The sequence below is a fragment of the Mesorhizobium sp. M0243 genome (assembly GCF_040321775.1).
Lineage (GTDB): Bacteria > Pseudomonadota > Alphaproteobacteria > Rhizobiales > Rhizobiaceae > Mesorhizobium.
In genome coordinates, this window is record NZ_JAMYSF010000002.1 from 352,259 (window position 1) to 378,109 (window position 25,851).

24 protein-coding genes are annotated in these 25,851 nt (G+C 63.5%); 6 read left to right on the forward strand and 18 right to left on the reverse strand.

Annotation, left to right across the window (positions count from 1 at the left end; genetic code table 11):
- Positions 1-28: 28 nt before the first annotated feature.
- The 5 genes from NKJ11_RS03755 to NKJ11_RS03775 form a co-directional block, all read right to left on the reverse strand.
- A complete protein-coding gene (locus NKJ11_RS03755) occupies positions 29-667 on the reverse strand; it encodes a GntR family transcriptional regulator (RefSeq protein WP_502895155.1) in 639 nt (212 codons plus the stop codon).
- Positions 668-911: 244 nt separating this feature from the next.
- Positions 912-1,493, reverse strand: a complete 582-nt coding sequence (locus tag NKJ11_RS03760; RefSeq protein WP_128302348.1) for a hypothetical protein — start codon at positions 1,491-1,493, stop codon at positions 912-914.
- A 1-nt stretch (position 1,494) separates the two neighbouring features.
- Positions 1,495-3,177, reverse strand: coding sequence for an SWIM zinc finger family protein (locus NKJ11_RS03765; protein ID WP_023808874.1), 1,683 nt, complete (start codon positions 3,175-3,177; stop codon positions 1,495-1,497).
- Positions 3,174-3,578: a DUF3024 domain-containing protein gene (locus NKJ11_RS03770; RefSeq protein ID WP_245273055.1), complete on the reverse strand. Its 405-nt coding sequence runs from the start codon at positions 3,576-3,578 to the stop codon at positions 3,174-3,176. Before NKJ11_RS03770 ends, NKJ11_RS03765 begins: the two co-directional genes overlap by 4 nt.
- Before the next feature lie 119 nt (positions 3,579-3,697).
- Complete coding sequence (locus tag NKJ11_RS03775) at positions 3,698-5,128, reverse strand: DHA2 family efflux MFS transporter permease subunit (protein ID WP_245486006.1); 1,431 nt, start codon at positions 5,126-5,128, stop codon at positions 3,698-3,700.
- 395 nt (positions 5,129-5,523) lie between these two features.
- Here NKJ11_RS03775 and NKJ11_RS03780 point away from each other — a divergent pair, with 395 nt between their 5' ends.
- Positions 5,524-6,540 carry a Zn-dependent oxidoreductase gene (locus NKJ11_RS03780; protein WP_128302346.1) on the forward strand — a complete coding sequence of 339 codons (1,017 nt, stop codon included), beginning with the start codon at positions 5,524-5,526 and terminating at the stop codon, positions 6,538-6,540.
- A gap of 6 nt (positions 6,541-6,546) precedes the next feature.
- Here NKJ11_RS03780 and NKJ11_RS03785 read toward each other — a convergent pair whose 3' ends face one another.
- Together NKJ11_RS03785 and NKJ11_RS03790 are read right to left on the reverse strand one after the other, a co-directional pair.
- Positions 6,547-7,251: a cyclase family protein gene (locus NKJ11_RS03785; protein ID WP_023808878.1), complete on the reverse strand. Its 705-nt coding sequence runs from the start codon at positions 7,249-7,251 to the stop codon at positions 6,547-6,549.
- Positions 7,248-7,625, reverse strand: a complete 378-nt coding sequence (locus tag NKJ11_RS03790; protein ID WP_352792715.1) for an ABC transporter permease — start codon at positions 7,623-7,625, stop codon at positions 7,248-7,250. The genes NKJ11_RS03785 and NKJ11_RS03790 overlap by 4 nt, the downstream gene beginning before the upstream one ends.
- Before the next feature lie 16 nt (positions 7,626-7,641).
- Between NKJ11_RS03790 and NKJ11_RS03795 the strand changes: the two genes are divergently transcribed.
- A complete protein-coding gene (locus tag NKJ11_RS03795; protein ID WP_352792716.1) occupies positions 7,642-8,115 on the forward strand; it encodes a hypothetical protein in 474 nt (157 codons plus the stop codon).
- A 68-nt stretch (positions 8,116-8,183) separates the two neighbouring features.
- Here the strand turns inward: NKJ11_RS03795 and NKJ11_RS03800 are convergent, their stop codons facing one another.
- The 4 genes from NKJ11_RS03800 to NKJ11_RS03815 form a co-directional block, all read right to left on the reverse strand.
- Positions 8,184-9,089 carry an ABC transporter permease gene (locus NKJ11_RS03800; RefSeq protein WP_031212319.1) on the reverse strand — a complete coding sequence of 302 codons (906 nt, stop codon included), beginning with the start codon at positions 9,087-9,089 and terminating at the stop codon, positions 8,184-8,186.
- A gap of 61 nt (positions 9,090-9,150) precedes the next feature.
- A complete protein-coding gene (locus NKJ11_RS03805) occupies positions 9,151-10,641 on the reverse strand; it encodes a sugar ABC transporter ATP-binding protein (protein WP_023808881.1) in 1,491 nt (496 codons plus the stop codon).
- Positions 10,642-10,654: 13 nt separating this feature from the next.
- Complete coding sequence (locus NKJ11_RS03810; RefSeq protein ID WP_023808882.1) at positions 10,655-11,731, reverse strand: ABC transporter substrate-binding protein; 1,077 nt, start codon at positions 11,729-11,731, stop codon at positions 10,655-10,657.
- Between the two features lie 62 nt (positions 11,732-11,793).
- Complete coding sequence (locus NKJ11_RS03815; RefSeq protein WP_023808883.1) at positions 11,794-13,041, reverse strand: enolase C-terminal domain-like protein; 1,248 nt, start codon at positions 13,039-13,041, stop codon at positions 11,794-11,796.
- A gap of 149 nt (positions 13,042-13,190) precedes the next feature.
- Between NKJ11_RS03815 and NKJ11_RS03820 the strand changes: the two genes are divergently transcribed.
- Positions 13,191-13,952: a GntR family transcriptional regulator gene (locus NKJ11_RS03820; protein WP_128302340.1), complete on the forward strand. Its 762-nt coding sequence runs from the start codon at positions 13,191-13,193 to the stop codon at positions 13,950-13,952.
- 75 nt (positions 13,953-14,027) lie between these two features.
- Here the strand turns inward: NKJ11_RS03820 and NKJ11_RS03825 are convergent, their stop codons facing one another.
- From NKJ11_RS03825 to NKJ11_RS03855, 7 genes are all read right to left on the reverse strand, one after another.
- On the reverse strand, positions 14,028-14,906 hold the full coding sequence (locus NKJ11_RS03825; RefSeq protein WP_023808885.1) for an SMP-30/gluconolactonase/LRE family protein: 879 nt from the start codon (positions 14,904-14,906) through the stop codon (positions 14,028-14,030).
- Between the two features lie 34 nt (positions 14,907-14,940).
- Complete coding sequence (gene kce / locus NKJ11_RS03830) at positions 14,941-15,903, reverse strand: 3,5-dioxohexanoate:acetyl-CoA acetone transferase (protein ID WP_023808886.1); 963 nt, start codon at positions 15,901-15,903, stop codon at positions 14,941-14,943.
- On the reverse strand, positions 15,900-16,847 hold the full coding sequence (locus tag NKJ11_RS03835; protein WP_023808887.1) for a 3-hydroxyacyl-CoA dehydrogenase: 948 nt from the start codon (positions 16,845-16,847) through the stop codon (positions 15,900-15,902). The genes kce and NKJ11_RS03835 overlap by 4 nt, the downstream gene beginning before the upstream one ends.
- Positions 16,848-16,857: 10 nt before the next feature.
- The gene (locus NKJ11_RS03840; protein ID WP_023808888.1) at positions 16,858-17,664 is read right to left on the reverse strand and encodes an SDR family oxidoreductase; all 807 of its coding nucleotides are present in this window, start codon (positions 17,662-17,664) and stop codon (positions 16,858-16,860) included.
- A gap of 13 nt (positions 17,665-17,677) precedes the next feature.
- Entirely contained in the window at positions 17,678-19,762 is a 2,085-nt protein-coding gene (locus NKJ11_RS03845) for an ABC transporter permease (protein WP_352792717.1), read from the reverse strand.
- Positions 19,759-21,291: a sugar ABC transporter ATP-binding protein gene (locus NKJ11_RS03850; protein ID WP_352792719.1), complete on the reverse strand. Its 1,533-nt coding sequence runs from the start codon at positions 21,289-21,291 to the stop codon at positions 19,759-19,761. Before NKJ11_RS03850 ends, NKJ11_RS03845 begins: the two co-directional genes overlap by 4 nt.
- Before the next feature lie 83 nt (positions 21,292-21,374).
- The gene (locus tag NKJ11_RS03855; RefSeq protein ID WP_127273122.1) at positions 21,375-22,502 is read right to left on the reverse strand and encodes a sugar ABC transporter substrate-binding protein; all 1,128 of its coding nucleotides are present in this window, start codon (positions 22,500-22,502) and stop codon (positions 21,375-21,377) included.
- A gap of 217 nt (positions 22,503-22,719) precedes the next feature.
- Between NKJ11_RS03855 and NKJ11_RS03860 the strand changes: the two genes are divergently transcribed.
- From NKJ11_RS03860 to NKJ11_RS03870, 3 genes are all read left to right on the forward strand, one after another.
- Positions 22,720-23,400: a GntR family transcriptional regulator gene (locus tag NKJ11_RS03860; RefSeq protein ID WP_128302334.1), complete on the forward strand. Its 681-nt coding sequence runs from the start codon at positions 22,720-22,722 to the stop codon at positions 23,398-23,400.
- Positions 23,401-23,731: 331 nt separating this feature from the next.
- Positions 23,732-24,559: a phosphogluconate dehydrogenase C-terminal domain-containing protein gene (locus NKJ11_RS03865; RefSeq protein ID WP_128302332.1), complete on the forward strand. Its 828-nt coding sequence runs from the start codon at positions 23,732-23,734 to the stop codon at positions 24,557-24,559.
- Between the two features lie 330 nt (positions 24,560-24,889).
- Complete coding sequence (locus NKJ11_RS03870; protein ID WP_023808893.1) at positions 24,890-25,831, forward strand: D-ribose ABC transporter substrate-binding protein; 942 nt, start codon at positions 24,890-24,892, stop codon at positions 25,829-25,831.
- Positions 25,832-25,851 lie beyond the last annotated feature (20 nt).

A 25,851-nucleotide genomic window follows, 5' to 3' on the forward strand; every position in this document is an offset into this window, starting at 1 on the left:
GCCCATCGCATGCCCATGAGCCACGCCGTCAGGATTCTCGCGACAGGCCATCTTCCCTGATCGCGCGGACCAGCGTCTCGCTTCCTTCGCGAAGATGCTGCCTCAGAATGCTTATGGCCCTGTCGCCGTCGCGCCGCCGGCAGGCGGCCAGCAGCTCGCGATGCTCCGTCTGCGAGCGGCTGCGATAGTCCAGGTTCGACAGCAGGATGCGGACGTAGCGATCGGCGGCATTGTGGTGCGCCTCGATCAGGCCGAGCAATCGATGGTTGCCACAGGCATCGTAGAGAGCCAGATGAAAGGCACGGTTCAGCGCACCCCATCGGCCGACATTGCGCTCCGCGTCGATCTGGTCGAGCACCTGTTCGGCCTCGTCGAACTTCGCGCCGGAGAGGCTGGGTACCGAAAGCCGGAGCGCCTCGCTTTCGAGCAGCTCGCGTAGCGCGTAGATTTCACTGATCTCGGCGCCGTCCATCCGGGCGACCTGCGCGCCTTTTGTGGGATGAATGGAAACAATACCTTCGGCTTCCAATTGGCGAAGGGCGTCACGAATTGGCATGCGGCTGAAGCCAAACTGCTCGGCCAATTCATCCTGGCGCAGCGGCGTGCCCGCCCTGATGGTTCCACTGGCAATCGCTTCGCGCAGGACATTGGCGACCTGTTCGGCCACGGTCCGCGGCCCCTGCATCACGCTTTCCGCAAATCCTCGCAATCGATGCTCCCCGTTTTCACACAGCATCGAGCCTAATTGAAAAACCCATGCGGATATAGGTATGCCCGTATACACACTGCCCGCGCCAAGCAGACTTCCTCCGCAAGACGCCACCCGCCTCCGCAAGGCAACGTCCCGATTCGCGCATATGAGACGATCGTCTGAAGCACTGAAGGCGCGGCTCGCCCAGCCCTGCGGGCTTTCAGCCAGTCTGCGGCAGGTCAAGCGCGGAGCGCATCCGCCCGACACCACGCTTGTAGAGCATCGCGCCTTGAGCTGGGGCGAGCAGATCAGCATGCGGCGTGAAGTCGGCAACGCACTTGTTGAAGGCGATCTCGCCACACCCGGGAACCAGGCAGTCGAGCTTTCCCTTCGGACACTGACTGAACTTGCAGAGCCGGCCCAGATATCTGTCGCTGCCGGGTTCGATCAGAAAAACGTCTAGCTGGTGATCGGCAACGCTGATCCCTGTTCCCTTCTCAAACGCCTCACGCAGGGCAAGAACGGCGGCGCGACGCAGTTCGCCTAGACGAGCCTGCGAGTCAAGCCAAAGCGCCAGGTCGAGATCGCTACATTCATGCCAGACCTCGATCCGAGCGCGCCGGAATTCGCTGAAGCGCGGCACCTCTTTCCAAAGCGGCTTCGCGACAGAGCCGATAACGGCCACCGCCCCCACCTCTCGAAAACGCGTCCAAGCATCGGTGACGACATCCGCCGCCGCGCGGAACTGCTGCTGGCGTTCCAGCATGTAGCGATTTTGCTCGTCAATCGCCGCGCGCCGCATGTCAGGCCAACAGTTTCATGAAATTGCGCTTGCGGCCGAAGCGGTCTTTCACATCCGCCAGATACGCGGCATGTTCGGACGCGCCGCGCAGGCCGGCCATACGGCCGATCAGGGTTGACGCTTCTGCATAGGCGCCGTTACCGCCAAACTGGGCCAGTTGGTTTACGCGTTCCGCATAGATCTTCAGTGCCTCGCGCGGATGCGTGGCTTCACTGACCTGCGCGAGCTTTTCCTTCAGTCCTTCGGAAGCGCCATGTGCGCGCGTGTTCGCCCACGCCAGATCAAACTGCTTCTCCTCAATCAAGATGCTGATGAGCAGATCGGCCGGATAATGCCAGGCGGACGGCTTCTCGCGCGCTAGCCTGGACTGGAGGCGCTCGATTACTCGATCGCGCGTCGCCGTGCCCGTCTTGCACAGCCGTTGATACAGTCCGAAGCTCGGTGCCTTCTCGAATGCGCGCCACAGATGCGCTTCGGCGTCCGCATCGCGACCGGCCGTGGTCAGCAGGTCGACTACAAAGGAAATGAGCCGCTCGTCGGGTCGATCATCCTCGAACACCCACAGGCCGTCCTCGGCCCTGCGCAAAGCCTCTTCGGCGCGACCGTGCGAGAGGCAGAATTTGGCGACTTGCAGATAGGCTTGCTGTGAGGACAGATGCTTGGCGCGAAGGGCGATGCGTGCCTCGAGGTCGCCATCGCGGTCAGCAAAGAAGTCGAGGATTTCCTGCAGCCTGAAATGGTCGCCGGACAGTCCGTGACCTATCCGATTCTTGCCGGCGGTTGCGGGCAGTTCATTCCAGGCTTCGTTGGCCAGGCGACGGTATTCGGCCAATCCTTCCTCGCCGAGGATATCGCCATAGCGCTCAGCCGCGCCACCGAAGGTGTCGTAGCCACCATTCATCTCGCGCGCGAACAGGTCACGCGCCAGGGACAAGGGTTCGCAAGGCGCCTCCGAGACAGCGTTGCAGTGAATTTCGCATGCCCGGTCGAGAAGTGGGGCGCAATGGCCATCGGAATCGTCCACGACCTCGATGGCAGCCTCGATCCGATCGATGGCTCGCATAGCGAGCCGTATAACGATGCCCGCATGCTTGCTCGAGACCGAGGCGATCACATCGAGCGCCTCGTCCACACCTTGGGCCCAGTCGGGCGCCTCGCGGTAATCTATGAAGCCATTCGTGGCGGTTGCGCCGTCGATCATCTTGCCGAGACGCGCCTCGATGGCCGCCTCGTCGCCGTCTTGCGTAGTCAGCGTGGCCATTTCCAGCCTACGCAACAGGATAGGATCGCGCTCGACGACATCCATGATCATATCGACAAGCGCCGCCTTGTTCTTGCCTTCCAGATGTTCGCGTATACGCGTGAACACATCGATGCTTTGCGCTTCCGTGTCGCTGCCCATCGCGTTTGCCGCCAGCGCCGTCGCCACCAAATGCTTGCAATAGCCCCAGTCGCCGAAGGCGCGGCAGGAACACGAACCGTCGACCGACTCGCCACGCCCCGTCAGTTCAACACGGTAGTCCTCCGTGCCGGCAACCTGCGCCAGCACGCGCTTGGGCCCAACGGTCAGCAGTTGCACCAGCCCGTCACGCCAGTAGGCCTCGCCGCGCGAGTACACCTTGGTGCCGACAAGATCGCGCAGGGCATCGACATCGAAACGGGGTCGGCTGTTCTTGCGGTTCATAGTGGCGGCTGGAGCCTCGAGTCAGCCGAGATGAGACGCAGGGCTTCGTCCAACGTAACGGTCGCATGCAGCCGCCCACATGCTCCGGTGTGCCTGTGCCACATGAGGTCGAACCGGGTCTCGGCGAGATGCTCCTCCACATGATCGAGCCGGGCGAAGGGAGCGTTGAATTCTTCACCGTCATCCGAACGGTAGCGCGCTGAGAAACCGTATTTGCTTCCTCGCCACTTGCCGAAAATGTCTAGCGGATGGTCGAGCCGATTCGGCTGGCCGTGGATGAACCGAGGCTTCAGAACCTCGGCGATGAAACGCTCGCAAGTGGCAGCCATGGCCAGCTTCTCGTCAGCCGAAGGCTTCTTAACCCACACCATCGCGTTTTCCCGTTTCGCCAGCGCGATCATTTCCCACTATCCGCCGCCAAGAGCGCTGTGGGGCTGCCCTCAGCCATACGGTATCGCCGTTCATGATAATCGACCGATCCGGCGAGGCAATCCTTTTTGAACGCAGAATGCATCTGGCATCATTTGCGAGAATTACCCGATCGAACATGACCGCTGACCTGCACGCCGTCCTCGGCACGCAGGTACAGGAAGCCGGGGACGGACAGCAACGGGATGACCGCGGTCAGCAGGAACACCTGGTGGAAGCGTTCCGCTGTCACGATGTGGGTTTCTCCTGCGACAAGGCCCAGCACCATGGCGGCGATCGAAACGCCCAGGGAAACGCTGAGTTGCTGCAGGACGCCGCCGAGACTGGTGGCGCGGCTGAGCTTGTCGGCCGGCAGGTCGGCGTAGGAAAGCGTGTTGGAGGTCATGAACTGCGCCGACCGGATGACCCCGAAGACAAAGGCGTAAAGGCCGATCATCCAGTGCGGCGTATCGGCTTCGATCAAGGCGAAGCCCCCGACAGCGGCGGAACCAACCACCGCGCTGCCGATCAGCACGACATTGAAACCGAAGCGCCGCAACAGCGGCGACAGCAGCGGCCGAATGAGCAAGGCGCCGAAGCTGCCGACGAATGTCAGCGAGCCCGAGGTGACCGGGCTCATGCCAAAGCCGACCTGCAGCATCAGCGGCAACAGGAAAGGCACGCCATTGAGGCCAACGCGGCACAGGCCGCCTGCGAGCGTACCGACCCAGAACGAGCGAAATCGAAACAGTGTCAGATCGACTGCCGGTGCAACGACGCGGCGCGCATAGCGCCCGAAGGCGAGCAGCAGCAGGATCGCCGCGGCCAACACCAACGCTGTCGCCGAAACGGAGATGATTGGCCTACCGATGCTTTCCAGTCCGAACTGCAGCAGCGCGACTCCGCATCCGACCATCAGGAACCCGGCAAAGTCGAAGCGTTGCACCGCTTCCTCGCGGAAATCGTCGACGAAGCGCAGCGCCGCCAGAATGCCGAGGCAACCGAATGGCACGTTGACATAGAATATCCAGCGCCATGAGGCATAAGTGGTCAACAGGCCGCCGAGCAGCGGCCCGATCACAGGCCCCATGATGGCGGGCAAGGTCGTGTAGGTCATGGCGGTGATCAGCCCGCTGCGTGGGAAGCTGCGCAGCAGGATCAGCCGCCCGACCGGCGTCATCATGGCGCCGCCCAGCCCCTGCAGGGCGCGCATCGCCAGCAGCATGCCGAAACTGTTGGCCATGCCGCACAGCGCCGAGCCGAGGGTGAAGGTGAAAAGCGCCAGCGCGAACACTTTTCGCGCACCGAACCTGTCGGCGAACCAGCCGCTGACGGGAATGAATACGGCCAGCGTCAGAATGTAGGTGGTGATCGCCAGGTTCAGCCTGACGGGCGTCGTGTCGAGACTGCGTGCGATGGCGGGGATCGCGGTGGTGATGATGGTGGAATCGAGCTGCTCCATCAGAAAGGCGATGGCGACGATGATTGGGATGATCAATCTCAGCCTCGGGTCGCGCTCGGTGGCAAATTGAGGCTGTTCCAATTCTATTGCCAATTCCGTCATGCAAGCGGCTGCTCTATTCCAGGTGGCGCGTCCGCGTTCAAAGGCAAGGTCGCCTTCCGTGCGGCAAGCCAGCCGAGGCCCGATCACACGGCCTGTCTTATGGTCCGACAAGCAGGCAAGCGGTAGTCATTTCCTCTTTGATGGAAGTCAACAAATTTTGACTGCCGACCCCTTCGAGAGGAGATCGGCAGGACAGCGCATTGGGAGTCCGAACTGCCGTCGCCAGGCACATTTGCGTTTCAGCGGACGCCCGTCCCGATTTCGTGAAGGAACGTGTCAGGTAAGAGGCCGTCTTACCGCCGCCATGAGCGCTTGCGTCTTGACGGCACAGCGAGATTGAGCCACTTGTCGACTAGTATACAAGTGGTGAGGCCATGCTTGAAGTTCTCGTTCGCGCACCGCAGTCGCTGGAAGTCCGGCAGGGCGCCATGCCAGAGCCCGGCACTGGCGAAGTCGTCGTTCATGTCAGCCGTGCCGGCATCTGCGGCTCCGACATTCACATATTGCACGGCTCCAATCCGTTCGCCGTCTATCCGCGCATCATCGGCCATGAATTCGCCGGCACCGTAACAGCGCTCGGACGCAATGTGACCGGCATAGCGGTGGGAGACCGCGTGGTGGTCGATCCCGTGGTGTCGTGCGGCCACTGCTATCCCTGCCGGGTCGGCCGCTCCAATGTCTGCGCCAACCTCGAAGTGATGGGCGTTCACCGCGACGGCGGTTTTCGCGCCTTCGTGGCGGTGCCGGCGGCAAATGTCATACCGGTTCCAAGGGATATGCCGTTTGGGCTGGCGGCACTGGCCGAGCCGTTTTCCATCGCCGCCAATGTGCTTGATCGTACCGGTTGCGGACCCGAGGACACGGCGCTGATCTATGGCGCCGGCACGGTCGGCGTCACTGTCCTGCAGGTCGCCAAGCTCAAGGGCGCACGCTGCATCGTTGCCGATATCGACGAAGCCCGCCTGGAGCGAGCGCTCCGCTTCGGCGCCGACAGGGTGATTCACTCCGTGCGCGATCCCGTGCCGGCCGCGGTGCGCGGTGAAAATGACGGTCTTGGCCCGACGCTGGTCATTGACGGCGCCGGCATTCCCGCACTTCTTGACGAGGCTTGCCGGCTGGCCAGCCCGGCGGGCCGCATCGGCCTGCTCGGCTTTTCGGACGCCCCATCCAACCTCAGCCAGCAGGAAGTGGTGCGCAAGGAACTGACCATCGTCGGCTCGCGCCTGAACCGCCGGCTGTTGCCGCGCGTCGTCGAATGGCTGGCCGACAAGCGGCTCGATCCGCAAGGCATGATCACACAGGTCTTCGCGGCGACGGAGGCGCGCGCCGCCTTCGACCTGATCGAGAAGGAACCTCAGCGCACGCTCAAGGTCCAGCTGGATTTCTCTTGAGCCGGTTTAGCCCTCGACCAGCGCGATGGCGCGCAGCGGTGATCCGGTGCCGCCTTCGATCGCCAGCGGCAAGCTGATCAGGAAGCACCGAGGCGGCAAGTCACCAAGCCGTGCGAAATTCTCGCCGATCAGGATGCCGGCTGAAAGCAACGTATTGTGCGCCGGGAAATCCTCGCTGCCGAAACAATCGATCGACAGGCAGTCCGAACCGACGATGCGCGCACCGCGCTCGACCAGCAATTCGCTTGCTTGCCGCGACAGGCCGGGCCAGTCGGCGAGAAACGCGGCCGGATCGTCCCAGAACCGGTCCCAGCCGAAACGGAAGAACACGGCGTCGCCCTGCCGTACGCAGCCCTGTTCGGCCTCGAAAGCGAAGATAGAATCCGGCTCGACCGCCTGCCGGGGCGCGCAGTCCCGCGCATCGATCGTCACCATGCGGCCGAAGAAACGCTCGACCGGAATGTCCGAGATGGCAGCACCGCCGCGGATGAAATGGACCGGCGCGTCGAAATGCGTGCCGGTGTGCTCGCTCATAGCCAACGCATGGTTGCAGGCGACGTCGCCGCGGTCATAGGATTCCACCATCTCCTGGCAGTAATGCGGGTGCGTCGGCCACACCGGCATGCCGGGCTTCATCGGATGCGTCAGGTCGACGAAGGAAACTGCCTTTGTTTCGAACAGCCCGGCGAGCGTATCGGTGGCGGGTGTCATCTGACGCGAGGCCTCGGCACGAGAGCGACGATCAGGATGATCAGCACGCCGGTCAAAAGGAAGCGCACGCCTGCCTGGATGCCAAAGGTGTTGAGCATGGTGGACATCAGGTTGAAGAACAGCGCAGCCCCCCATATGCCTACCGCGTTGGCCTGTCCACCGGCGACGCTGGTGCCGCCAAGCACCACCACGGCGATCGATTCCATCAGATAGGCGTCACCCATGTTGAGTGCTGCCCCGCCGCTGAAGCCGGCAAGCAGGAAGCCGGCGAGCGCTGCCGCCGTGCCGCACAGCATATAGGCAATCAACCGCACCCGGGCGACGTTGATGCCGGCGAGCCGCGCCGCCGGTTCGCTCTGGCCGGTGGCCAGCAATTGCCGGCCCCAGACCGTGCGTTTTGAGGACGACCATGGCGACCAGCGTCAGCACCATCACCGCGATCGGCATGAATTGGACACCGCCAAGGTTCATCAAGGTAAACCGGGAAAGGCCGGCCGGCGGCTTCAGTGTCGCCTGGCCGCCGAGATTAAAGGCAAGCGACTGGAAGACGAAGCTCCAGGCGAGCGTTGCGATGATCGGCGGCAGCCTGAGCGCGACGATGGCAAGGAAGTTAGCGGCACCCGCGACGGCGCCGACGGCAAGTGCTGCAAGCAGGCCAGGCAGCAGCATGCCGTCGGACCCTTGCATGACCGTTATCGATACATAGGCGGCCAGCGTCAGCACGGATGGCACGGACAGGTCGATATTGCCCGGCCCGGAGGCGACGACGAACATCTGCCCGGTTCCCACCACAACGCTGAAGGCACCGAAGGCGAGCGCCCCCGAGAGCGTGGCGCCGGCGCTGTCGATACCGGAATAGGCTGATGTCACCACCCACATTGCGAGCGCCACGATGAAGCCGTAGGTCCACGGCGCGAGGCTCAATCTTCGGGTCATCGCGCCCGCTCCGACAAAAGCACGCGCCCGGCCAGCACGAGAAACAGGATAACGCCCTGGGCACCAATCTGCCATGTCGGCGGCACCTGCAGGAAAGACAAAAGCGAGCCCGCGAGCGACAGCGTCAGAGCGCCGACCACCGTGCCGACCGGCGAGACGACGCCACCGGTGAAAGCGCCACCGCCGAGGATCACCGCGCCGACGCCGAGCAGCGTATAGGCCGGCGCGACATTGGCGTCGCCCGATGTGGTGAGGCCGGTCAGCGTCAGCCCGGCCAGACAGGCGAGCAGGCCGGCGGCGGCATAGACAGCGACGCGGATGCCGACAACGGACCAGCCGGCGCGCTGGACGGCGCGCGGATTGCCGCCTGCGCCGCGCAACACCACGCCATAGGAGGAGCGTGAGATGACGAGATGGCCGGCAAGCGCCGCCAGTGCCGCCAGCCAGATCGACAGCGGCATCAAAGGCGGCTGCCAGCTCATGAAGGCGGCAAGCCATGCGGGTGCCGAGCCACCCGGTGCCGGCAACAGGATGACGGCGATGCCTAGCCAGATGAAGGACATGCCCAGCGTCACGATGATCGAGGGCAATTGCCGAGCATGAATAAGCAGGCCTAAACCGGCATAGGCGGCGATCAGGACCAGGTAGCACAGCGCCGCAATTGCCGGCGCATCCCCGAGATAGAGCGCCGTGATGCAGGTGATCAGCCCGACAAAGGCGCCGTTCGACAGGTCGATGTCGCCCAGCATGATCACCATCATCTGCGCCAGTGCGGCAAAGACCAGCGGCACCGAGAGCTTGAACAGCAGATGGAAGCCGAAATAGCTCATCGCCGCCGGGCGGATGCTGAAGATGATGGCCAGCATGACCAGCAGCGCGATTGCCGGCAGGCCGACCTGCATCGCATTGAGCAAGGCCGAGCGCGGATTGGAAGGAGAACGGGCCGGAACTCGGGCAGGCGCGTCAGACATGGTCGCCTCCGAACGACGCCTGCAGGATACGGCCGGTCTCGATGGCCTCGCCTTCCAACCTGGTCACGGCGCGGCCCTCGCGGAAGACATAGATGCGCTCGCAATTGGTCAGCTCTTCGAGTTCGGTTGTGTACCAGACGAAGGCGCGTCCGTTCTCGGCTTCCGCGCGGATCAGCCGGTAGACCTCCTGCTTGGTGCCGACATCGACGCCGCGCATCGGATCGTCGAGGAAGATCACCTCGGCGTCCGACGACAGCGCGCGGGCGAACAGCACCTTCTGCTGGTTGCCGCCGGACAGCGACAGGATCGGCGTGTCGATCGAAGGCGCCTTGACGTTGAGCCTGTTCGACCAGGTCTCGGCCAGCTTGCGGGCGGCGGCGCCTGAAATCATGCCGCCCCGCGTCAGTGCATTCAGGCTGCGGATGGTCAGATTGTCGGCGATAGACCACAGCGAAAACACGCCTTCCGAGCCGCGGTCGCCGGCGACATAGGCACCCGGCAAGGCCTCGCGTTGCCGGCGCGAGGCATAAAACATCGCGCGCAGCCGCTCGCGCTGGCCGTGGCCGTCGAGCCCGGCGAAGCCGATGACCTCACCCTTGCCGACGTCGATGGTCAGATCTGTGGTGTCGCGACCCGCATGCCGGATAACCGGAGCTTGCACCGAGGCCACCTTGCCGGCCGTGCGCTCACGCGGCCGTTCGATGCTTCCCATCAACTCGACCAGCGCGGCGCGTGACAGGCCGGCGGTCGGCCGCTCGGCGACGACCTTGCCGTCGACCATGACGACGGTGCGGTCGCAGACGGCGAGGATCTCGTTGAGGCGATGGGTGATCAGGATGCAGGCGATGCCACGCCCTGCGGCACGACGAATGTGGGCGAGCAGTTGTTCCGTCGCCTCATGGCCGAGCGCCGAGGTCGGCTCATCGAGAATGACGGCGCGCAATTTGATGCTGGTCTGCGTGAAGGCGCGGGCGATCTCGACCATCTGTCGCTCGCCGATCGGCAGGTCGGCGACCTTCCTGTCGAGATCGATGCCGTGGCCAGGGAAGATCTCGTCCAGCACCGGACCAATCACCTGGCGCGCGCGCCGCCGCCAGCCCAACCCACGCAAGGACCTGTGCACGATGCGGGTGTTTTCCGCCGACGTCAAATTGGCGCAGAGCGACAGTTCCTGGAAGATACAGCGCAGACCGGCCTGCTGGGCACTGGCCGCACTCCAGGCACCGATCTCACGTCCGCCGAGGCGAAAGCTGCCGCTGCTGCGCTCGATGGTGCCGGCCAGCACGTTCATCAGCGTCGACTTGCCGGCGCCGTTGTGACCGACAAGGCCAACGACCTCGCCGGGTTTGAGATGAAAATCCACGCCGCCCAGGGCATGCACGGCATCATAGTGCTTGCGGACATCGCGCACCTCGATGAGGAGGCCGTCGGCATTGACCGTCTCTGCTGCGTCCCTTTTGGGCGACGTGGGATCGTTCATCATTCGGCCATGCTGCTCATTTCGGCGCGGGAACGCCCGGCAGTGGCTCCTTCTTCACGTTGGCGTCGATGATCTTGGCCACCAGCTCCTGCGGGTATTCGGCATTGACCACGCCGCCTGCGGGAACCGTCTTCAGCCAGGCGTCGAGGTCAGGCTGATTGATCTGCAGGAGCGGCACCTCGACGAATTTCGGCACCTGCTTGCCGGCCAGGATCTGCTGCGCGACCCAGAACGCGACCTGCGAGACGCTGGGCGTGGCGCCCAGCGAGAAGGTTTCGTAGCCGCCGGCATCATGCTCCTGCTTCCACAGCGCCAATTCGTCCTGGCGGTTGCCCATGATGATGATCGGCAGCGGCCGGCTGGCGGCCTTGAATGCCTGCGCCGCGCCATAGCCGTCGCCGCCCTGCGTCAGCACCGCATCGACCTGAGGCAACGACGGCAGGATGCCCGACACTTCCTTTTGTGCCACGGTGGCCGTCCACTGACCATAGACCTCGCCGACAGCCTTGTAGCTGGCGTGCGCCTTCATCGCTTTCTCGACGCCCTCATGCAGGCGCTTGTCGAAACCGTCGCCGGCCATACCGCGGATCTCGAGGATGTTGGCCGGCTTGTCGCCGAGCTTGCTGGAGATGAAATCCAGTTCGGCCTTGGCATAGGAATCGAGGTTGTAGTCGACGACATAGGCGCAAGGCTCGGTGACGCCGCTGGCGAAGGCGACGACCGTGATACCGGCATTGCAGGCATCCTTGATGGCGCCATTGAGTGCGGTGTCGGAGCCGGCAAGGACGATGATCGCATCGTAGCCCTGCAGGATCAGGTTCTCGATCTGGCTCGCCTGTTCGGTCACCGAATTGTTCGAGCTGACGACGGCTGTTGCGGCGATCTGCTTGTCGGCCACGGCCTTGGCGCCCATTTCCTCGAAGCTCTTGATCATCACCTGGCGGAAGGAATTGCCGGCGTAGGAATTGCTGAAGGCGATCTTCTTGGCCGAAGTGTCGCCCTTGGCGACGCCTTCATAGGCGCGCGCGTCCAGCGCTGCAAAGCTGGTGCAGCCGAGCATGGCTGCAATGAATAAGGCTGTGGTCTTGCTCATTGTTGTTCTCCTCCGGTTGAAAGTCATAGCGTCCTCCCGACGATCCTTTCGAACGGAAAATGTCAGCCCAGCCCGAGATCAGGCACGGCATCGTTCAAATGGTCGGCGAAATTAGTGTTGGGCAGCAGCGGATACCAGCCCGGACGGCCGGGATCGCGGTCGTAGGCATAGCCGCCCAGCGAGCGATAGAGTTCGGCATAGGTGGCGAGTTTGTCACGATCGAGTTCGACGCCGAGGCCCGGTGCCTCCGGCACCGCGATCGCACCATTCTCGTAGAGCATCTTGCCGCCGACGATGATGTCGTCGGCAAGGTGGTGATAATGCGCGTCGGCGGTGAAGACGAGGTTGGGCAGCACTGCGCCAAGATGCAGCATGGTGGCGAGCTGGATGCCGAGTTCGCCAGAGGAATGCACCGCAATACCGAGACCGAACGTGTCGCAGATCTGCGCCGCGCGCACGCAGGCGCGGATGCCGCCCCAGAAGGTGGTGTCGAGCAGGATCACGTCAACCGCAGGGTCGCGCACATTGGTGGCGAGCTGTTCGAAATCGATGACGATGGTGTTGGTGGCCAGCGGGATGGAGAGCTTCTCGCGCAAGCGGCGCATGCCGGCCAGGCCCCAGGTCGGGTCCTCGAAATAGTCGTTCCTGAGATCGGAGATGGCTTGGCCGAAACGCAGCGCCTCTTCGACCGACAGGGCTGCGTTCGGATCGTAGCGCAGCGTATCGGCAGGAAATTCGGCGGCGAGCGCCCTGAAACATTCCAACTCATAGTCGGGGTGAAACACGCCGGCCTTGAGCTTGTGGGCGTGAAAACCATGTTCGGCCTTGAGCGCGCGGGCATGCTCGAGCAATTGATCGATGGTGCGGACTTCGCCCTTGCCGCTGCGGCGGTCGGCATAACGGAAGAACAGATAGGAGGCGAAGCCGATCCGGTCGCGCACGCGCCCGCCAAGCAATTGGTAGACCGGCACGCCGAGCTTCTTGCCGATGATGTCGAGACAGGCGAATTCCAGCGCTGCGTGCAGCTGCGTGCGGTTGTTGTAGAGCGACGCCGTCGGATTGCAGATGGCGTAGCGCATCCGGTTGAGATCGAAAGGGTCATGGCCGACCAGGTAGGATTTCAGGCCGGCGAAAGCGAGTTCGGCGCCGGCGCCACCACCGCCCATCTCGCCGAGCCCAACAATGCCTTCGTCGGTCTCGACCTCGACCACGGTGCGGACAAAGCGTCCCCAATGCGTACCGTTGCTGTGCCGCAATGCTGCTTCCAGCGGAACGGTGATGGTGGTCGCCTTGATGTCCGTGATCTTCATGCCGGCTCCTCTCCCCTAGCCTGCTGGCGTCATACACACTACCATGGTAGTATGTCAACACAGCTTCAATCCTGCTTGCCGCTTGAGTTGGGACGTGCGCGGTGTCATGACCGGAGCAGTGCAGCGCCATTCACAGCAACGGATTCGTCATGGGGACCAAGCTTTCGGGGGCGACCAGATTTTCAGGCAGTGCTGCCAGGCTGAAAACCGCCGGTCAGCGCGAACCCTCGCGGGTGCTGGAGCCGGTCAACAATCGCATGCCGATCTCACCGCAGATCTACGAGCGCCTGCGCCGCGCCATCACGACGCTGGCGATGTTGCCGTCGGAAGCGCTCAGCGAACAGGACCTAGCCCAGCAGCTCGGTGTCAGCCGGACACCCGTGCGCGAGGCGCTGATCCGGCTTGCCGATGAAGGGCTGATCGACATCCTGCCGCAACGCGGCAGCTTCGTCGCGCCGATCCGGCTAAGTGACGTCGAGGAAGCGCAGTTCATTCGCGAGGCACTCGAGGTCTCCGTCGTGCAGAAGCTGGCCGGACACGGTTCGAGCGCCTTCATCGCGGCAGGCAGGGTGAATCTTGCCCAGCAGGCCAAGGCAGTGGCCGAGGGCGACCGCGAGCTGTTTCTTGAGCTCGACGAGGGCTTCCATCGTAGCCTTTGCGAAGAGGCCGGCCTGCCCAAGAGCTGGCGGGTGATCCAAGTGGTCAAGCTGCAGATGGACCGTGTGCGCTATCTGAGCCTGCCCGAGCCGGGTCACCTCGAAACGCTGCTCGCTCAGCATGTGGCGATCTTCGAGGCCGTGGAGACCGGCGAGGCAAAGCAGGCAGGCGCGCGTATGGCGGCGCATCTGCGCGAAGTGCTGCGCACGGTGCAACGGCTCAACGTGGCTCGCCCGGACCTGTTTGGCCAATGATCCGTTGACCGCTCATTGGGATGCCTGCGCGAAGGCCTGATCCGCGTATGCTACGGGCGCTTCGCTTGTCTGGCGTCAGCTGCCGAAGCGGGGCTCCGCAACGCCTTTGACGCCAAGGCCCGTGATGGCGAACAGGCTGCCGCGCAAAACGCCGTCGCCGGGAAAACGCGGCAACGGCGGCTTGGCCATCGAGGTGACGTAAAGGATATCTAGCTTCGGTCCGCCGAACATGACGCTGGTGATCTTCTTGACCGGCATGTCGATGATGCGATCGATGCTGCCATCGGGCGCATAGCGCACCAGTCTTCCGTCATAGACCAGCGCATTCCACAGATAGCCCTCGGCATCGACGGTCGAGCCGTCCGCCGCACCGCCCCGGCTGGTGTCGACGCGCACGAAGGTACGCCTGTTGGTGGCGGCACCGGTGGCGATGTCGTAGTCGTAGGCCCATATCTCGCCGGTCCAGGTGTCGGCGAAATAGAAGGTGCGGTCGTCGGGGCTCCAGCATGGACCGTTGGAACAGATGATGCCGGAATCGATCCGGGTGACGGAGAAATCCGGATCCAGCCTGTAGAGACCGCCGGACGGCCCCTCTTCCATCGTGTCCATCGAGCCGGCGAAGAAGCGGCCGCGCCGGTCGACCTTGCCGTCGTTGAGCCGGTTCATTGGCCTGTCCGGCTCGGGATCGTGGATCAGCGTCACATCGCCGGAGGCGAAATCGAGCAGATGGAAACCGCGCTGCAGCGACACCACGGCGCCGCTACCGTCCTTGCGTAGCGCCATTGAGCCGATCTTCATCGGCACGTCCCATGACCGGATCTCGCGTCCGTCGGCGGTCGCCCGAAACACGCGCCCGTCGAAGCTGTCGATCCAGTAGAGTCGTTCCTGTTCGACGTCCCACAGCGGTCCTTCGCCCAGTGTGGTCTTCACGTCCACCACGACTTCGATCTTCATGCCGTCCTCCTCGGAATTGGCGCCACGCAACGATTTAGAAAGCGACCTTGTCGCCGCCCTTCAATGACAGGATTTCGCGCGCCTCGTCGGGCGTCGCCACCTCCATGCCGAGCCCCTCGATGATCTTGCGTGCCAGCAAGACCTGTTCGGCGTTCGATTTGGCAAGCTTGCCCTTGCCCGCCCAGAGACTGTCCTCCAGCCCGACGCGGATGTTGCCGCCAAGTGCGGCCGATTGCGCGGCGATGCGCAGCTGGCTGGCGCCGGCGCCGAGGACCGACCAGCGGAACTGGTCGCCGAACAGCCGGTCGGCGGTGCGCTTCATATGGGCGACGTCTTCCGGGTGCGTGCCGATGCCGCCAAGCAGCCCGAACACCGACTGCACGAAGAAAGGCGGCTTCACCAGCCCGCGGTCGGCGAAGTGCGAGAGGTTGTAGAGATGGGCGATGTCGTAGCACTCGAACTCGAAGCGCGTGCCGTTGTCGTAGCAGGTCGCCAGAATGTACTCGATGTCCTTGAACGAGTTGCGAAAGACGAGGTCGCGGGTCGCTTCCAGATGCGGCTTTTCCCAGTCGAACTTGAAGGTCTCGTATTTGTCGGCGAGGTGATAGAGCCCGAAATTGATCGAGCCCATGTTGAGCGAGGCGACTTCCGGTTTGAACTTGGCGGCCGGGCGCACGCGCTCCTCGACCTTCATGTACGGGCTGCCACCGGTGGTGATGTTGATGGCGGCGTTGGTGCCTTGCTTGACGCGCGGCAGGAAGCGAGCGAAGGCCTCCGGCGTCTGGTCGGGCTTGCCGGTTTCCGGATCTCGCGCATGCAGATGCAGGATTGCGGCGCCGGCTTCGGCAGCCGCGATCGCCTCAGAAGCGATCTGGTCAGGCGTGATCGGCAGATAGGGCGACATGGTCGGCGTGTGGATGGCGCCCGTCACCGCGCAGGTGATGATGACCTTGCCCCTGGTCTGCGCAGCACTTGGCTTGCGGCTCGTTTCGATCATTGTCCGTACTCCTGGTCCGATTTTTTCTTGTGTGCCGCCAGCGCCATCAGCCGACGATCGCGCCATACCTGCCGTTCGCCGAGGTTTTCGCGTGGCAGGCGCTCGCGGCGGTCGGCTTCGACGGTTTTCATCACCTCGCCCGCCCAGTCGACGCGCCGCAGCATCTGCGGGAAAATGTTCGAATAGATCGACTGATAACGCTCGACATAGTCGCGCACGCCGCCAGGTGCATTGAGATCGATGGTCTCGAACGGACCCATGAACGACCAGCGCAGCGCCAGTCCGTCACGGATACCGATATCGACATCCTCGACGCTGGCGTAGCCGTCGGCGACAAGCCGGAAAGCCTCCTCAAGCAATGCGCCTTGCAGGCGGTTCATGATGAAGCCGTCGAGCTCGCGCTTCATCACCAGGGGCGCATGACCGGCGTCGATGAGGAAGGCGCAGGTTCTCTCGACCGTCTCGGCGGACGTCCATGGCGCCGGCACGATTTCGGCCGCCGGAATGAGATAGGGCGGATTGATCGGGTGCACGACCAGACAGCGATGCCGTCCTTGCAGATGGTCGGTGAATTTCGACGGCAACAGCGCCGAGGTGGAACTGGCGATGACTGTCCGCGGATCGGCAAGCGTGTCGATCAGCGAGAATACCTCCCGCTTCACCTCGAGGTTTTCAGGCGTGTTCTCCTGGATATGGACCGCACCCGCCAGCGCCTTTGCCAGCTCCGCGACAATGGTGATCCGGCCAAGCACAGTGTCGACGGACTGACCGCGCAGCAGGTCGTTTGCGGCAAGGTCACCGAGCACGCCGGCAATGTAGTCGCGGGCGCCGCCGGTCGCAGCGGGCGACTGATCCCACATCCGCACGTCATGGCCGGCACGGGCAAAGCTGATTGCCCAGGCCCGCCCGATAAACCCGCTTCCGACGATCGCGACATTAGCCATGGCTTGTTCCTCAAAGTGTTTCGACGTTGCCGTCGACGCCGAGCGACTGGCCGGAAATGTTGATCCCCGCATCGGAGAGCAGGAAGGCGACCATCGACGCCACATCATAGGGGCTGGTCATGCGGCGCAGCGAGATGTTCTGCAGATAGCGTCCGGTCATCTCCTCGTGGCTGATACCGACCTGCTTGGCGCGCGCCGAGATAACACCTTCGATGCGGGGCCCCTCGATGATGCCGGGCAGGATGGCGTTGACCCTGATAGCGTGCGGCCCGAGCTCCTTGGCGAGACTCTGCGTGAAACCGATGACACCGAACTTGGCCGCCGAATAGGGTGTGCGGAAGGCGTAGCCATGGCGGCCGGCGGCCGACGACATCGAGACGATCGAGCCGCCGCCCGCCGCCTTGATCAGCGGCACGGCGCGCCGGGCGCACAGGAACTGGCCAGTCAGGCAGATGTCGATGCAGCGCCGCCAGTCGGCCGGGTCGATTTCGTCGACACCGCCGGTCGGCCCGGCAATGCCGGCATTGTTGATCAGCGCGTCGAGCCCGCCGAGTTCTTTCTCGACCGCCTCGAACAGCCGGTCGACGTCATCGTCGCGCGAAACATCCGCCTTCACAGCGGCGACCAGATCGATCTTGCCGGGAGCAGCGGCCAGCGCCTCGTCGGAAACGTCGCAGACGACGATGCGGGCACCGAGGCGTGACAGTGTGTCGGCTATGGCAAAACCGATGCCGCCGGCGCCTGCCGTCACCAGCACGCGCTGGCCTTTCAGCCCAGTCAGAAATTCGTCCGCAGATGCCGGGGCTCTTGTGCTCATCGTCCTGTCCTTCTCATTGCAGCCGCCGTTCGCGCAGCGCCATGACGGCGCCCAGAACGACCAGTCCGTAAAGAATTGCCCTCGTGGCATAGGGAAGCGTGGTGCCGGCGAGCAGCATCTGCAGCGCGGTCAGCAACAACACGCCGCCGAGCATGCCGAGATAGTGGCCGCGCCCACCGGTGATCAGCGCGCCGCCGACCACCACCACGGCGATCGACGGCAACAGATAGTCGTCGCCCATGCCGAGGCTTGCCTGACCCGAAAAGCCGGTCAGCATGACGCCGACAACAGCCGCGCAGACGGCCGAAAGCATATAGACCAGGATCAGCGTGCGCTCGACGCCGATGCCCGACAAGCGCGCCGCGCGCAGCCCATTGCCGATGCCGTAGACGCGTCGTCCGAACGGGGTGCGGCCAAGCAGCAGTACCGCCGCGACGACAAAGACGACCATCAGCAGGACGATTGGGGTCAGCAGGCCGGCAAGCTTGGCCGTCATGACCCAGCGCAGCATCGGCGAGGAAAAGCCGGCCGGCGTTCCCTGCGAATAGAGCAGCGCACAGCCTTGCAGAATGCCGTTGGTGGCAAGCGTCATGACGATCGGCGAGATGCCGAGATAGACGATGCCGAAACCATTGGCGAAGCCAATGGCGCAAGCCATCACCAGGACGACCGGCAACGCGTAGACAAGGGCGGCGTCGGAGCCGTTGACCATGCCTGCCAGAATGATGCCGGAGATGCCGATCGTCCACGGCACGGAGAGGTCGAGGCCGCCGGTCAGAATGACGGTTCCCTGCCCCAGCGCCAGTACTGCTAGGAAGGACGACAGCACCAGCAGCGAATTCCAGTACCCCGGATTGAGGATGGCGCGGCCGAGCCAGACCTGCGTGACGACCACGATGAGCAGCAGGCAGACATAGGCGGGCAGCGCATAGCGCAGCGTTTCCGCGTTGCGCAGATGGAAGGCAGGGCGCGGCGATGCCGGACTGCGCTGGGCATGGGCTGGTTCGGCGGTCTTGAGACGCCGGTCCACGCGCTCGAGTTGCGAGGGCAGTATGCCGGCGCGCCAGGCGGCGAGCCGGGCACGCGCGGCGCGCAACTGCACGGCAAGCACCGATGCGTGCGAGATGGAGCCGGCAAGTGCTGCCAGCACCAGAATGGTGCCTTCGGCGATGGTCGCATAATAGGCCGATACGTTGAGCACCAGCAGGATGTTCACCACGATCATCAGGATAAAGGCGCCAAAGACAGAGCCCACCGGGCCGCCCTGCCCGCCGCCGAGGCGCGTGCCGCCGACGACGACCGCCGCGAACATCGACAACAGCAGCGGATTGCCGACCAGCGGATCGCCGCTGCCGGTCTGGGCGCTGATGAAGACGCCGGCAAGGCCATAGCAGCCGCCGGCGATGACATAGACGGCAAAGCGCACCAGCACGACATTGATGCCGACGGAAGCGGCCGACTCCGCATCGCTGCCGACCGCATAAAGTGCTGTGCCGAAGCGGGTTCCCTTCAGCCAGAACCAGGCGAGCAGGACGACGCCGATCACCACCAGCGGCATCGGCAGCCAGCCGGCGATCGCGTCGCCAAGATAGAAGGTACCGAGATCGGGCGACACGAAGCCGCCGGGCTTGTCCATCACCAGCAGCGTCACGCCTTGCAGGATGAACATGGTGGACAGCGTCACCACGATGGGCTGCATGCGCAGCACAGCGATGAAGAAGCCGTTGAAGGCGCCCACGGCCATGCCGACGCCGATGCCGACGGCGGTCCACAAGATGATGCTGGCGCCTGGCGCCATTGGGTCCATGCTCGATGCCAGCACGGCATTGACCAGCGATATCACCGCGCCGGCGGACAGGTCGAAGCCGCCCGACAGGATCACGATGGTCTGGCCGATCGCCGCGAGCGCCGAGGTTGTGCCGCCGCTCGACAGGAACGACACATCGAAATAGGTCAGCGGCCCGGCGCTGATCCAGTCGACGATGAAAAGCAGGATGGCCAGGACGACCGCGGCGATCAGAGCGCCGCGATTGCGCATCAGCGCGCGGCGCAGCCCGAAGCCACCGGAAACAGGGGATGAGGCTGCCGTGCTGCTCATGCGGCGGCTTCCCCGGCATCGCCGAGCGCCGGGCGCATGATGGCCGGCTCGGTGATGGCGTCGCCTGCGAGCTCGGCTACGATGCGCCCGTCGTAGAGGACCAGGACCCGGTCGCACTGGTGGACAAGTTCGGGGATCTCCGTCGAGTGCAGCAGGATCGAGCCGCCGGCGGCGACGTAGTTTCGCATCATCACATAGAGCTCGTGCTTGGTGCCGACGTCGATGCCGCGGGTGGGATCGAACAAAAGCAGGATGCGGCTCTGCGCCACCAGCCATTTTGCGATGGCGATCTTCTGCTGATTGCCGCCGGAAAATGCGGCGGCCCGCGTCCACAGCGCACGATCATCGACTTCGACAGTGGCGAACGCCGCCTCGACGGAGCGGGTCTCGGCTTGCGCGTCGACAAGGCCTAGCCGTGTGAAGCGCGATATCACGGGCAGCGTGGCGTTCTGGCTTCCCGACAGTTTCAGGAACAGGCCTTCGGATTTGCGGTCTTCCGGCACCAGGCCGATCGCCATGTTGGGGAGCACGGCATCGGCGGGCGATCCCAGCCAGACCTTGCGGCCATCGACGAGGATGTCGCCGCGGGTGATTTCGGCCATGCCGAAGCAGGCCAGGAACAGATCCTGCTGGCCCATGCCCTGCAGTCCGGCGACGCCGAGGATCTCGCCTTTGCGCAAGTCGAATCCGGCACCGTCGAGCTTGCGCCCGACCTTCAGGTCGCGCACGCCCAGAACCGGCGGGCCGAAGGCCTGGGCACTGTCGGGCTTGGGCGGGAAGGTCTGCTCGATGCTGCGGCCGATGATCTTTTCGATGACGTCGGCGTCAGAGACATCGGCAACCGGCGCGGTGACGATGTGGCGGCCGTTTCTCAGGATCGTCAACGTCTCGCAAAAAGCGCGAACCTCGCGCATGCGGTGGGTGATGAAGACGATGGTGGTGCCCGCCGCCTTCAGCCTGGCGATGATGTCGCCCAGCCAGTCGACGTCGCGGCCGGCGAGCGTCGAGGTCGGTTCGTCGAGCAGCAGGATGCGCGGCTTGCGGTAGACGGCACGCGCGATCTCGATCTTCTGGCGCACCGAAAGCTCGAGTTCGCTCACCTCGGCGTCGAGATCGACGGAAAAACCGAGATCGTCGATGTGGCGGCGGACAGCCTTGCGGGCAGCGCTGCGCCGGATCAGGCCGGAGACGCCGACGGGAGCATAGGGCAGCAGCATGTTGTCGAGGACGGAGAGATCGCGCACCAGGGTCATCTCCTGGAACGCGGTCTGCATGCCGAGCGCATGTGCCGCGCGCGGTGCGCCGTAAGCGATCTCCTTGCCAAAGACGCGGACATGGCCTTGGCTCGGCCGGACCAGCCCGGACAGCAGCTTCACAAGTGTCGACTTGCCGGCTCCGTTTTCACCGAGCAGGGCATGGACGCTGCCGGGCGCGATCCGAAACGACACGCCGTCCAGCGCGACGGTCGGGCCGAACGCCTTGCTGATGCCGTCGATCTCGATGGCGGGAAGCTCGGAATGTTCTGTCATTGTCCTCGATCGCCGGGCTTGGCATGGACCGACGATGCACGGACAGAAAATGTCCGCGCATCGTCAAGATCGCCTTGGGAGGCTTATTCTTCCGGTTGTCCGACGAGGGCAGCCGCGAGGCCGACCTCGGGTGTCTGGTCCGAGAAGATCGAGGCAAACCAGCCCGGATTGGAGACCAGCGACGGCTTGAAGGCGTTGCAGCCGGCCTTCATCTCCGCCCATGTGCCTTCGTCGCACAGCTTGATCGTCTCATTGGTGACGACCGGCAGCGGCAGGATGGTGGTCTTCGGCACGTCCTTGCCTTCGATCGCCTCGACGGCAAGCTTCAGCGCCAGCGCACCCGAATAAGGCGGCGAGGCGTAGGAAATGCGTTGTGCGCCGGCCGGCGCGTAAGGGGCGGCCGCACCTTCGACTTCGGTGCCCTCCGGCAGCATCTGGATGCGGCCGCCATTGGAACCTTCGCCGGCGCAAGGCAGGAGTTCGCTTGTCTTCTTGCCGGCCTCGAGCTGCATCGAGTTGGCGGTGAAGCAGCCGACCTGCATCCACAGCCCGTTGATGTCGTCCCAATTGCGGGTGGCCAGGATTTTCGAAAGTTCGGTGCGGGCGACCGCCTGGCTCCACATGCCGACAGCCTCGCCGACGATCTTGATATCAGGATATTTGGCGAAGACTTCCTTGGCGGCTTTTGTCCGCTGATCGTCGACGGATGTTCCCGGGACACCCGTGATGGCGATGATGTTGCCCTTGCCGTTGAGCTTCTTGACCAGCCATTCGGCGGTCACCCTGCCGGCTTCCAGCTGGTCGATGTGGACGTTGTAGGCACAAGGCTCGGTGATCTCGGCGTCGTAGGCAAAGACCTTCACGCCCTTGTCGCAGGCATTCTTGACGACCTGGTTGAGCGCGGTCGGCGAGATCGGATATACGACGATGGCCTCGGCGCCGCTTTGCACCATTGCGTTGATCTGCTGAATCTGGCGTTGCGCGTTGGGGCCGGCGACCTGGACCTGCAGGTCGACCTTGTCGGCCAGGCTCTTGTGGGCGGCCATGGCCTTGACCATGTTGGCCGCCTCCGCTTGCCAATCATTGCCTATGTAGCTCATGCTGAGAAAGATCTTGTGCTTCTCGGCTGCCTGCGCGGCGGACAGGCCGAAGGCGCATGCAGCCATGCCGGCCAGCAGCGCGAGCCGCCGGACTTTCGATCCGATACCCATGTGAACTCCTCCCAAACAGAACGATCGAATGCCTCCCAAGGGCACAAAACGTAACCCTTGCCATTCGATGCCGACGACCGTAACATGATTTGATCAAAGATCAATGATGAAATCGCTTAATATCAAAACGGGCGCCCGTGGGCGCTTGACGCGGCACCTTGAACCTTGCATTCCGGATGCAGGTAGCGTCGCCCTTGGGCGGGAAGGTTGACGGGAGATGGCTGGATCGGCGTTCAGAAAGCCGGGGGTCGAGATCGCACCCCTGTCCAGGGAAACCCTGCAGGACAGGGTCTATCGCCATGTCACCGAACTGATCCTCGACGGTAGCATCGTGCCGGGCGAGATGGTCACGGTTCAGAGCCTTGCCGATGCTTTTGGCGTCAGCCCGATGCCGGTCAGGGAAGCGTTGCGGCGCCTGACGGCCGCCAACGCGCTGATGGTGGTTTCAGGTCGGTCGATCGGCATTCCGGCATTAAGCCGCGCACGCCTCGTCGACCTCAGGAATGTCCGGTTCGAGATCGAGGCGATCGCGGCCGCATGGGCTGCGGAGCGTATGGGCGACCAGGCCGTGGCGCAGTTGCGCCAGCATCTGGATGCGCTCGAACAGGCCAATGCCGCCGGCGACGTCAAATCCTACCTGCGCGCCAACTACGCCTTTCATTTCTCGATCTATCGGGCAGCCGGTTCCGAGAACATGCTCAACATCATCGAGAACCTGTGGCTGCAGATCAGCCCCTACTTCAACATGCTGCACGATTCAGGAAACTACTCGACCGCCAACGAACACCATCAGGCGATGTTCGCGGCATTGAGAAACCGGGACGCGGAAGCCGTCAGGGCCGCGGTCCGCGCCGACATCGACGCCGCTTTCGACGTGCTGGTCGATCTTTTGAAGTAGCGCCCGACCCAGTCTCCGACCGCCTATCACATGCCGGCTCATCCCTGGTGATGGCAGAGCGCCAATGCGCATTTAACGGCCAGTGCGGGCTTCTTCGGGCTGATCGTATCCCCTGAGCGCGCCATCCAAGGTTCTGTTCACGGAGCAGTTCGTGGGCGAAACATCATTGTCATCTTCGTGCTGGAGCTTGCTGGGCGGCAGGCGATTACGCCGCAAACGCATGACCCTGCGCGCACGGTCATTATCGATTGCCAAAATCTGGTAGCGTGATTATACCAGTTGATAAGTAGACGACGGGCGATACCGTCGGCTGAGATGGAGTAGTGACCAGATGACAACGATTGCGCTGTTCGGGGCTGGCGGAAAAATGGGCTACCGCCTGTCGACCAATTTTCGCGGGTCGCCCTACACGATACGCCATGTCGAAGTCAGCGATGCCGGCCGCGAACGGCTGAAGACCGGACTGGGTTTCGATACGGTCAGTGCCGACGAGGCGCTCAAGGACGCCGATGTGGTGATCCTGGCCGTCCCAGACACGCATATCGGCAAGGTAGCGGCCAGCATCGAGAGCAAGCTGGTATCAGGCACGATGGTGGTGGTGCTCGACGCGGCAGCACCCTTTGCCGGCCATCTGCCGAAGCGGCCGGACCTCACCTATTTCGTCACCCACCCCTGCCATCCGCCGATCTTCAATGACGAGACGGACATGGCCGCGAAGAAGGATTATTTCGGCGGCGTGAAGGCCAAGCAGCATATGGTCAGCGCCCTGATGCAGGGGCCGGAAGAGGACTACGCCAAGGGCGAGGCGATCGCGAAGATCATATGGGCGCCGGTGATGCGTTCGCACCGCGTCAGCGTCGAACAGATGGCGCTGCTCGAGCCTGGCCTTTCGGAGACGGTGTGCGCCTCGTTGCTGGTGGTCATGAAAGAAGCCGTCGACGAGGTCGTGGCGCGCGGCGTCGACCAGCAGGCGGCACTCGACTTCCTGCTCGGCCATATGAACGTGCTCGGCGCCGTCATTTTCGGCGAGACCAAGGGCGTTTTCTCGGACGCCTGCAACAAGGCGATCGAGTTCGGCAAGCCGGTGCTGATGCGTGACGACTGGAAGCGGGTGTTCGAACCGGAAGAGATCGCCGCCAGCATTCAGCGGATCACCTGAGAGAAGACAGGTGCTTGACGCAGCACCTCGAGGGCCCGGCATGTCATTGCCGACCCTCGGTTTTGGTAGCTCATCAGGTACATGTCACCTGAATTTGTGGTTGACTCATCATACCAGTTGGCTTAGCTGTTCATGGCTCGGATCGACAAGGTTTCGCAGGGAGCAGGATGCCTGGGCGAGTGGAGGAGGGCTGGGGAGCAACGATCCGTCTTGGGTAAGCCGGCAACGGTTTTTTGACCCAAGCGATCCGCGGCCCGCGCTGCCTGACGAATTCGGATGCAGACAAAGCCATTGGCCGATCAAGGCAATTTTTTCAAACGGGAGGACTTCATGAAACTCACACGCAGAATGACGCTTGCGGCTTTCGCCGGCATGCTGGCGCTTGGCACGGCAGTGCCCGCCTACGCGGCGGATCTCATCGCCATTATCACGCCCTCGCACGACAATCCGTTCTTCAAGGCGGAAGCCGTCGGCGCCGAAGCCAAAGCCAAGGAACTCGGCTACGAAGCGCTGGTGCTGGTCCATGACGACGACGCCAACAAGCAGTCCGAGCTGATCGACACCGCGATCGGCCGTGGCGCCAAGGCGATCATCCTCGACAATGCAGGCGCCGACGCCACCGTCGCCGCCGTGCAGAAGGCCAAGGACGCAGGCATTCCGTCCTTCCTGATCGACCGCGAGATCAACGCCACCGGCGTCGCCGTGGCGCAGATCGTGTCCAACAACTACCAGGGTGCCCAGCTCGGCGCGCAGGAGTTCGTCAAGCTGATGGGCGAGAAGGGCAATTTCGTCGAACTGGTCGGCAAGGAATCCGACACCAATGCAGGCATTCGCTCCAAGGGTTATCACGACGTAATCGACGACTATCCGGACCTGAAGATGGTCGCCCAGCAGTCGGCCAACTGGAGCCAGACGGAAGCCTATTCCAAGATGGAATCGATCCTTCAGGCCAACCCCGACATCAAGGGTGTGATCTCCGGCAACGACACGATGGCGATGGGCGCCTATGCGGCACTTGCCGCGGCGAACCGCAAGGACGTCATCGTCGTCGGCTTCGACGGATCGAACGACGTACGGGACTCCATCACGTCGGGCGGTATCAAGGCAACCGTGCTGCAGCCGGCCTTCGCGCAGGCGCAGATGGCGGTCGAGCAGGCCAACGACTTCATCAAGAACAAGAAGTCGCCGGCCAAGGAAAAGCAGTTGATGGACTGCGTTCTGATCAATGGCGACAATGCCGCCAAGCTGGAGACCTTCGCGCTGACGAACTGAGCCAGCGTGATTTCAATAGC

What these genes read in the sequence shown, in the direction of transcription:
- NKJ11_RS03760 (WP_128302348.1), bottom strand. Translation starts at nt 1,493, where the DNA reads ATGCGGCGCGCGGCGATTGACGAGCAAAATCGCTACATGCTGGAACGC.
- NKJ11_RS03765 (WP_023808874.1), bottom strand. Translation starts at nt 3,177, where the DNA reads ATGAACCGCAAGAACAGCCGACCCCGTTTCGATGTCGATGCCCTGCGC.
- NKJ11_RS03770 (WP_245273055.1), bottom strand. Translation starts at nt 3,578, where the DNA reads ATGATCGCGCTGGCGAAACGGGAAAACGCGATGGTGTGGGTTAAGAAG.
- NKJ11_RS03780 (WP_128302346.1), top strand. Translation starts at nt 5,524, where the DNA reads ATGCTTGAAGTTCTCGTTCGCGCACCGCAGTCGCTGGAAGTCCGGCAG.
- NKJ11_RS03785 (WP_023808878.1), bottom strand. Translation starts at nt 7,251, where the DNA reads ATGACACCCGCCACCGATACGCTCGCCGGGCTGTTCGAAACAAAGGCA.
- NKJ11_RS03800 (WP_031212319.1), bottom strand. Translation starts at nt 9,089, where the DNA reads ATGCAGGTCGGCCTGCCGGCAATCGCGCTGCTGGTCATGCTGGCCATC.
- NKJ11_RS03805 (WP_023808881.1), bottom strand. Translation starts at nt 10,641, where the DNA reads ATGATGAACGATCCCACGTCGCCCAAAAGGGACGCAGCAGAGACGGTC.
- NKJ11_RS03810 (WP_023808882.1), bottom strand. Translation starts at nt 11,731, where the DNA reads ATGAGCAAGACCACAGCCTTATTCATTGCAGCCATGCTCGGCTGCACC.
- NKJ11_RS03815 (WP_023808883.1), bottom strand. Translation starts at nt 13,041, where the DNA reads ATGAAGATCACGGACATCAAGGCGACCACCATCACCGTTCCGCTGGAA.
- NKJ11_RS03820 (WP_128302340.1), top strand. Translation starts at nt 13,191, where the DNA reads ATGGGGACCAAGCTTTCGGGGGCGACCAGATTTTCAGGCAGTGCTGCC.
- NKJ11_RS03825 (WP_023808885.1), bottom strand. Translation starts at nt 14,906, where the DNA reads ATGAAGATCGAAGTCGTGGTGGACGTGAAGACCACACTGGGCGAAGGA.
- kce (WP_023808886.1), bottom strand. Translation starts at nt 15,903, where the DNA reads ATGATCGAAACGAGCCGCAAGCCAAGTGCTGCGCAGACCAGGGGCAAG.
- NKJ11_RS03835 (WP_023808887.1), bottom strand. Translation starts at nt 16,847, where the DNA reads ATGGCTAATGTCGCGATCGTCGGAAGCGGGTTTATCGGGCGGGCCTGG.
- NKJ11_RS03840 (WP_023808888.1), bottom strand. Translation starts at nt 17,664, where the DNA reads ATGAGCACAAGAGCCCCGGCATCTGCGGACGAATTTCTGACTGGGCTG.
- NKJ11_RS03845 (WP_352792717.1), bottom strand. Translation starts at nt 19,762, where the DNA reads ATGAGCAGCACGGCAGCCTCATCCCCTGTTTCCGGTGGCTTCGGGCTG.
- NKJ11_RS03850 (WP_352792719.1), bottom strand. Translation starts at nt 21,291, where the DNA reads ATGACAGAACATTCCGAGCTTCCCGCCATCGAGATCGACGGCATCAGC.
- NKJ11_RS03855 (WP_127273122.1), bottom strand. Translation starts at nt 22,502, where the DNA reads ATGGGTATCGGATCGAAAGTCCGGCGGCTCGCGCTGCTGGCCGGCATG.
- NKJ11_RS03860 (WP_128302334.1), top strand. Translation starts at nt 22,720, where the DNA reads ATGGCTGGATCGGCGTTCAGAAAGCCGGGGGTCGAGATCGCACCCCTG.
- NKJ11_RS03865 (WP_128302332.1), top strand. Translation starts at nt 23,732, where the DNA reads ATGACAACGATTGCGCTGTTCGGGGCTGGCGGAAAAATGGGCTACCGC.
- NKJ11_RS03870 (WP_023808893.1), top strand. Translation starts at nt 24,890, where the DNA reads ATGAAACTCACACGCAGAATGACGCTTGCGGCTTTCGCCGGCATGCTG.